This window comes from Paraburkholderia sp. (assembly GCF_026225065.1).
Lineage (GTDB): Bacteria > Pseudomonadota > Gammaproteobacteria > Burkholderiales > Burkholderiaceae > Paraburkholderia.
On record NZ_JAMFSB010000131.1, the window covers coordinates 1 to 6745 of the forward strand.

Consider the following 6745-nt stretch of genomic DNA (forward strand, 5'->3'; position numbering starts at 1 on the left):
GCGTGACGCTTGCCAATCGTATTGTTGTGTCGCCAATGTGTCAGTATTCCGCCGAACGCGGCGAGGCGACCGCATGGCACATGATCCATCTGGGCAGCATGGCGTTATCGGGCGCAGGCATGCTGTGCATCGAAGCTACGGCGGTCGAGCCCGATGGCCGCATCACGCCAGGCGATCTCGGCTTGTGGGACGACGCGACCGAAGCCGCGCTCGTGCCAGTGCTCGCTGCCATCCGCAAACACTCGTCGATCCCGGTGGCGATGCAACTCGCGCACGCCGGGCGCAAGGCCTCGAGCCACACCCCATGGGACGGTGGCCAACTGATTCCGGTTGCCGAGGGCGGCTGGTTGCCGCATGCGCCGTCTTCGTTACCGCACAAAGCCGGCGAGGAACCGCCGCTCGCGCTCGATACGCCGGGCCTCAACCGGATTCGCGAGGCGTTTGCGGCATCGGCCCGCCGCGCAGCGCGTCTTGGTATCGACGCGCTTGAAGTACACGGCGCGCACGGCTATCTGCTGCATCAATTCCTGTCGCCGATCGCCAATCAGCGTCAGGACGAATATGGCGGTTCGCGCGAAAACCGCATGCGCTTTCCGCTGGAGATATTCGAAATCGTGCGCGCCGCGTTTCCGGCCGACAAACCGGTTGGCGTGCGGGTCTCGGCAACCGACTGGGTCGAAGGCGGCTGGAGTCTCGATGACACGATCGCCTTCGCGCAGGAGTTGAAAAAGCGCGGCTGCGACTGGATCGACGTGTCGTCAGGGGGCGTCTCGCCATTGCAGAAGATCCCGCTCGAACCGGGCTATCAGGTTCCGTTCGCACGCGCGGTGAAACAGGCTACGGGCCTCGCTACGATCGCAGTAGGGCTCATCACCGATCCGCTGCACGCCGAGCAACTGATCGAAGAGGGCGACGCAGACCTGATTGCATTGGCCCGCGGATTGCTCTACAACCCGCGCTGGCCGTGGCATGCCGCCGCCCAACTGGGCGCGACAGTCGAAGCGCCGCCCCAATACTGGCGCTCGCAACCGCGCGATCAGAAAGCGCTGTTTGGTGAGATTTCGTTCGGACAGCGTTAGATCTGCCGCCGGCACAACATGCTGATGCTTGTCTGACGGTTGAAGGAAGCCATAGCAAGCGTGTACGATGCCGGATGTGACGCAAGTGCGTTGCAAGACGACGCGGCGCCTGCACGGCGCCGCGTTTGCTATTCGCGTCGGAAAATCCGGCTGCTGGCGTGTCGCCGGTGCTGACGAGAGCCGGGATGTTCACCTCAAGTTCTTCACAAGGATTCATTCAATGAGTTCACGCAGGATCGCCGTGCGCCGTTCTGGAGTGCATGGCAAAGGCGTGTTTGCGGTCGAACCGATTGCGGCCGGCGAACGCCTGATCGAATACAAGGGCGAGCGGATCTCGTGGAAAGAAGCTTTGCGACGTCATCCGCACAATCCGAAAGAGCCGAACCATACGTTTTACTTCGCGCTGGATGGCGGGGGCGTCATCGACGGCAAGGTGGATGGCAATAGCGCGCGCTGGATCAACCACTCGTGCGCGCCGAATTGCGAAGCCGAGGAAATTGACGGGCACGTGTACGTTCACTCGCTGCGCGACATCGAGGCAGACGAAGAACTGTTCTACGACTACGGCCTCGTGATCGACGCACGTCAGACCAAGAAGTTGCAGAAGGAATACGAATGCCGCTGCGGCGCGCGCAAATGCCGTGGCACCATGCTGGCGCCGCCGGAAAAGAGTGACAAGAAGGGCAAGAAAAAGAAGAAGTGACGCGTGCATGCAGTCTTTGGGTGGCCTGCCATGGCGCGGCCATCCAAGGCGAGAAAACTACTGCGAAATAACAGATCGATCGGCGCCTGGTGCGCCGATTTTTTTGGTGCGCCGGTTCTCGGTGTCGCGGACCGCGTCGGCACGAATGAGCGGAATCCGCGCGATAAAGCGTGCTCCGCCTTCCGGTGCGTCCTCGTAATGCACGCTGCCGTGATGCAGCACCATGATGTCGTGAACAATGGCGAGGCCAAGGCCTGCGCCGCTATCGACACCGTTTTCGCTCTGGCCGTCGCCGCGGAAAAACCGCTTGAAGAGATCCGCCTGCTGGACCAGCGGCACACCCGGCCCGTTATCCTCGACGACGATCTCCGCCATCGGCACATCGCCGACGGCGTTTTGCGAGACGGTGACCGTGATACGGCCGCCGTCGAAGCGCGAGGGCGGCACATACTTCAGCGCATTGTCGAGCAGGTTGGCAATGACCTCATGCAGCAGCACCGGGTTGCCGCGCGCGATCAGCGGACGATCGTTGGCGGGGTCGTCCAGACGCTGGAAACCGAGGTCGACGTGCACACCGAGCGCACGCGGCACCCATTCGGCGCCGGTATCGAAGGCGAGCGCCGCCATGTCGACGTTGACGAAACGCGCGGCCTGCTCGCCAGGCTCGGCGCGCGCCAGCGACAGCAACTGGTTCGACAGACGCACCGCACGATCGGCGGCGGCGCGCAGTTCACGCACGGCCGCCAGCGCATGTTGCGGATCGCGGGCGATGGCCGCCTGTTCCGCATGTAATTTGACGGCGGTAAGCGGCGTGCGCAGCTGGTGGGCTGCGTCGGCGATGAACTTGCGCTGGGCGTCGAGTGCGGATTTCAGGCGGTCGAGCAGCGCGTTCAGCGCACCGGTCAGTGGACGGATTTCGACCGGCACGTAGGTTTCGTCAACCGGTTCGAGCGACGTGTGGGTCTGCCGGTTCAGCGAGTCGGCCAGATCCGTGAGGGGGTTAAGCTGCTGGTTCACCACGCGCCAGACGATCACCCAGCCAGCGAGCAGCAGCAGTAGTAACGGCATCATGATGGCCACCAGGAATTCGGCGGCGATCGCGATGCGGTGCTCGACCGGTTGCCCCACCTCGATGACGATCGGGTTGCCCGTTGGTTGATCGACGCGTACCTGCGCCACCCGCATCGTGACACCCTGATACTGCGTTTCGAACACGTAGGCGTAGTGCATGATGCGTACGCTTTTGCCCTGCAGCGGCAGTTTGGTATCGCCGGCGATTTCAGTGTCGCCGTCGCTGATCCGGTAGACCAGATGCTCGATCGGATCGGAGAACATGGCCTGGGCGAGCGGCGGCACCGTGGCTTTCGCATTCGGGCCAGCAATCTGGATTTGTCTGGAGATGGCCGTGGCGAGGTCGGCCAGCGACCGGTCGACCACGTGCTGCGTGTACTGCCACGCGAGCCAGTAAGCGATCAGGCCGCTCATCAGAGCGAGCAGGGAGAGGGGAGCGGCAAGGCGGCGCAGCAGCGTGCGACGCAGGCTATTCGCGGCCGGGTGGGGCATGGTCGAACGCGATAAAAGAGGCCGAGCGGCACGTGAGCCGCTGAAAGCCGCTGGGCAACGGCGAACCGCGCATCCTCGCGATGGATGCGCCATGCCGGCCCAGCGCCGTCAGGTCATCGGGCCGCGTCGCGGCCCTGACCTTCATGGCCATTATGCGGCCTGACGGATTTCCTGCAACAGGTAGCCGAAGCCACGCACCGTGACGATTTCGACACGGCAGTTTTCGAGCTTTTTACGCACACGGTGCACGTAGACTTCGATCGCGGTGTCGCCGAGATCGCCGCCGAAGTGCGTCAGGTGATCCTGCAGCTGCGCTTTGCTGACTACGCGGCCATGTCGCAGCAGCAGCATTTCGAGCACCGCGAATTCGCGCGGCGACAGTTCGAGCGGCTTGTCGTCGTTGAAAATGCGGCGGTCGACGCCCGACAGGCGCACGCCGCCCAACGACACTTCCGGACGCGGCATGTCGCCGTGCGGACCGCTGCGACGCATCACAGCACGGATGCGCGCTTCGAGTTCGGCCGGTTCAAACGGTTTCAGCATGTAGTCGTCGGCGCCGGAATTCAGGCCCTGGACGCGGTCGTTCAGTTCGTCGCGCGCGGTCAGCACGATTACCGGCGTATGCCGGTTGCTCTGGCGAAAACGCGAGAGCAGCGTCATGCCGTCGATGCCGGGCAAGCCCAGATCGAGGATCACGAGCTCGTGACGGTTTTGCGTGAGGGCCTGTTCGGCGAAAATGCCGTCGTGGACCATGTCGACCGTGAAGCCGGCTTGTTCGAGACTGCTTTGGATGCCGCGTGCGATGGGGCGGTCATCTTCGATCAGAAGGAGTCGCATGGGTTTCGCTCAAGTACAATGGGTTTAGGCGTTCGGGCACGCGGTTCGCCGGGGCGCCTGCTGCACAGGGTGCCTGGCGGCGTCGCCGTACCTGCGCGGCCATCGAGCGATCACGAGAGTCATGTCCGATATAACGATCCACGAACTGGAAGCCGCGATCAACTTCTGGCGCGCCCGCTCACCTTCGAGCGGCGACGAACTCGTTCTGTGCAAGGAGGCAAGCGCGCTCTCCAAGCCGTATGCGCTGATGATTGTACAGCGTCGGAACGCGCTACCACCGGAAGGTTTGGATGGGATCGCGAGGGAAGCGTGGGATTCTTACGTTCGCCTTAAGAATGGCCTGTAGAAGTGAAGGTTTGCGCACCCGAATGCCTGCAAAGCGCTTTCATCGCGCTGCAAACGCACTTTTATGCACGACATCCTTCGCACAGTGTTACTGAGCCCCTGTGGCGATCTGATCGATAAAACGGGCCAGCAAAATATCCCGTTCCGTTAGCCCATTTGCCTCATGCGTCGACAAGGTGATCTCCACCTTGTTGTAGACGTTGAACCACTCCGGGTGATGGTCCATTTCCTGGGCCTTGATCGCTACCCGCGTCATGAAACCGAATGCCTCGTTGAAATCGGCAAACTTGAGTTGTCGCTGGATCGCGTCGCGGCCGGCTAGGGCTACCCAGCCGTGCAGTTCGCCCAATTGCGTGGAACGCTCTTCGGAAGTGAGCTTGTGAATCATGAGGATGCCTCCTGATTTGCAGTGGTGCGCCTGAGCGCCGCCGTCTTGTCGGCCGTTAGCGCATCCGCCTCGGAGCGGCGTGCGTTGCGCGGACATCTGACTATTTTTTCACGGATCAAGGCTGGGTGCAGGGCGACGCGCGTTTGGGCGTGTGAAGAGATGGAGGACGTGCAGGAGAGGTATGCTGGTCGGGCTCGTTGTGACGGCTTCACGTGTCAGGCAGGCTCTGACATCGCTGTGCGCGGCGCGGCCATTGCCTGGAAAGAGCGTGAAAAAAGCATAGATTGGCTTATGTATGCAATAATCGTGCGTTAGACGATATATTGATGCGGGGAATCATCATGCTTGAACTCGATCACTTCGATCTCGCGCTACTCGAGGTTTTGCAGCGCTTTGGACGGGCGACTCATCAGCAACTCGGCGAGCAGGTGCCGCTATCGCCGTCGCAGATTGGCCGGCGGTTGCAGCGTCTCGAGCAGTTGGGCGTGGTGGAGGGCTATCGCGTGGTGCTGCGGCCCGAAAAACTGGGCCTCGGCGTGACCGCGTTTACGAGTCTGAAGCTCAAGCATCATGGCGATTCGATCGTCGAACAGTTCCAGCAGCAGATCGACATGCTGCCCGAGGTGCTTGAGTGCCACGCGGTGGTCGGCGATGCGGATTATCTGCTGCGCATTGTTGCGCCGGATCTTAACGCGCTGTCTTCGTTTGTTATGAAGAAGCTGATGCGCGTGCCGGGGGTGGACAGTGTACGCTCGAATATCGTGCTGACTACATTCAAGCGCAACGGCCCGTTGCCGTTGGGGCATCTGGCGCCGGGAGCCGCCGGCCAGGCAGGCGGCGGGCGGTGACCCGCCGGGCAGTCCCGCTGGCCGCCTGACGGACTATGCAACCTTGCGCGGCTCGCTATCCGGGCTGAGCAGATCGACATACGCGACGGCCACCAGATCCGATTCGGGCACCCCTAGCTTCGCAAACATCTCATGCGCTTCGGCGTGACCGCCTTCCTCCTCGTCGTCCTGCGCGAGGAGCACTTCCAGTTCGACAAAGTCACCTAGCCCGTCCACCCGGTCGAGGTGAATCCGCGTACGCCCGATCGTGTAGACGTGACGTTCCTTGGTGACGATGCCACGCGTGGTCAATGCCGTGGCGAGCAGCGAGTGCATGGCTTCCGGATTGGTCACGGGGCTGCGCGTGTAGTACGAAGCCTTGGGGCCGTCGCGATCGTCGCGCTGATAGAAGATCAGTTCAGCGGGCGTGCCGTCGTCGAACTGGCGCAGCTTCAGACGCCCGCGCGGCACATCATAGAAGAAGTCCTGCTGGCGGAAGATCAGCGGAGCCTCGGGCGACAGTTCGGCGGCGCGTTCGCTGAGTTGATCGAAGTGCTGGGCGCGGGCTTTGATTTCGATGTTGCGGGCCATGTCAGGCTCCTGAGGAAGGATGGATTTTCGGCGGCTTCGGGTAGGGCGGGGTGAAGCGTGCCGTGAAGGACAAACTGGAACGAACTCAAAGCAAAGGCACTGCGCGGACAACATGCGCGAACCCTGAATCTAGCAAAAAGCGCGTGACCGTGGCGTTACGTTGGCGGTGATTTGGGTGATTCATGTGATTCGCTGCCGCAGGGCCTCAAGCTGTCATGAGCCAGACTCATATCGCCCACTGCTGCTCGATGAGCTTGAGGGCGGCGGCGACGGCCGGATCGTCCTGGCGGGCGGCTAGGGTGACGAAGCTCAACTGGGTCGGCACCGTCACGCCTTCGACGATGGTGAGCGCGTGCGCATGGGCCTCGGCGATGGCGATAGCGTCACGCACGAGGGTCAGGCCGACGCCGGA

General features: G+C 62.4%; 8 protein-coding genes and 1 pseudogene. 4 read left to right on the top strand and 5 right to left on the bottom strand.

All coding sequences use genetic code 11. The annotated features are described in order from the left end of the window. Positions 1–2: 2 nt before the first annotated feature. Together M0954_RS10340 and M0954_RS10345 are read left to right on the top strand one after the other, a co-directional pair. Positions 3–1079, top strand: a complete 1077-nt coding sequence (locus M0954_RS10340) for an NADH:flavin oxidoreductase/NADH oxidase (RefSeq protein WP_297353037.1) — start codon at positions 3–5, stop codon at positions 1077–1079. 220 nt (positions 1080–1299) lie between these two features. After that, positions 1300–1782 (top strand): SET domain-containing protein-lysine N-methyltransferase, encoded by a 483-nt coding sequence (locus M0954_RS10345; RefSeq protein WP_122155490.1) that lies wholly within the window; start codon positions 1300–1302, stop codon positions 1780–1782. 57 nt (positions 1783–1839) lie between these two features. On the opposite strand, the gene M0954_RS10350 is transcribed toward M0954_RS10345, so the two are convergent. Next, positions 1840–3345, bottom strand: a complete 1506-nt coding sequence (locus tag M0954_RS10350; RefSeq protein ID WP_297353039.1) for a sensor histidine kinase — start codon at positions 3343–3345, stop codon at positions 1840–1842. 150 nt (positions 3346–3495) lie between these two features. Further along, positions 3496–4182 carry a response regulator transcription factor gene (locus M0954_RS10355; RefSeq protein ID WP_074262960.1) on the bottom strand — a complete coding sequence of 229 codons (687 nt, stop codon included), beginning with the start codon at positions 4180–4182 and terminating at the stop codon, positions 3496–3498. A 121-nt stretch (positions 4183–4303) separates the two neighbouring features. Between M0954_RS10355 and M0954_RS10360 the strand changes: the two genes are divergently transcribed. Next, positions 4304–4528 carry a DUF3717 domain-containing protein gene (locus tag M0954_RS10360; protein WP_122152950.1) on the top strand — a complete coding sequence of 75 codons (225 nt, stop codon included), beginning with the start codon at positions 4304–4306 and terminating at the stop codon, positions 4526–4528. Between the two features lie 87 nt (positions 4529–4615). On the opposite strand, the gene M0954_RS10365 is transcribed toward M0954_RS10360, so the two are convergent. Further along, the gene (locus M0954_RS10365; RefSeq protein ID WP_122152949.1) at positions 4616–4915 is read right to left on the bottom strand and encodes a 4a-hydroxytetrahydrobiopterin dehydratase; all 300 of its coding nucleotides are present in this window, start codon (positions 4913–4915) and stop codon (positions 4616–4618) included. 341 nt (positions 4916–5256) lie between these two features. Here M0954_RS10365 and M0954_RS10370 point away from each other — a divergent pair, with 341 nt between their 5' ends. Continuing rightward, positions 5257–5763, top strand: coding sequence for an Lrp/AsnC family transcriptional regulator (locus M0954_RS10370; RefSeq protein WP_297353041.1), 507 nt, complete (start codon positions 5257–5259; stop codon positions 5761–5763). A gap of 33 nt (positions 5764–5796) precedes the next feature. Here the strand turns inward: M0954_RS10370 and M0954_RS10375 are convergent, their stop codons facing one another. Together M0954_RS10375 and M0954_RS10380 are read right to left on the bottom strand one after the other, a co-directional pair. Beyond that, positions 5797–6333: a class IV adenylate cyclase gene (locus tag M0954_RS10375; RefSeq protein ID WP_122152948.1), complete on the bottom strand. Its 537-nt coding sequence runs from the start codon at positions 6331–6333 to the stop codon at positions 5797–5799. 226 nt (positions 6334–6559) lie between these two features. Then, positions 6560–6745: pseudogene (locus M0954_RS10380) on the bottom strand (LysR family transcriptional regulator); the annotation flags it as partial.

Excerpts from the sequence above, each read along its gene's own strand:
- M0954_RS10355 (WP_074262960.1), bottom strand. The coding sequence starts at position 4,182 with ATGCGACTCCTTCTGATCGAAGATGACCGCCCCATCGCACGCGGCATC.
- M0954_RS10345 (WP_122155490.1), top strand. The coding sequence starts at position 1,300 with ATGAGTTCACGCAGGATCGCCGTGCGCCGTTCTGGAGTGCATGGCAAA.
- M0954_RS10375 (WP_122152948.1), bottom strand. The coding sequence starts at position 6,333 with ATGGCCCGCAACATCGAAATCAAAGCCCGCGCCCAGCACTTCGATCAA.
- M0954_RS10365 (WP_122152949.1), bottom strand. The coding sequence starts at position 4,915 with ATGATTCACAAGCTCACTTCCGAAGAGCGTTCCACGCAATTGGGCGAA.
- M0954_RS10350 (WP_297353039.1), bottom strand. The coding sequence starts at position 3,345 with ATGCCCCACCCGGCCGCGAATAGCCTGCGTCGCACGCTGCTGCGCCGC.
- M0954_RS10370 (WP_297353041.1), top strand. The coding sequence starts at position 5,257 with ATGCTTGAACTCGATCACTTCGATCTCGCGCTACTCGAGGTTTTGCAG.
- M0954_RS10360 (WP_122152950.1), top strand. The coding sequence starts at position 4,304 with ATGTCCGATATAACGATCCACGAACTGGAAGCCGCGATCAACTTCTGG.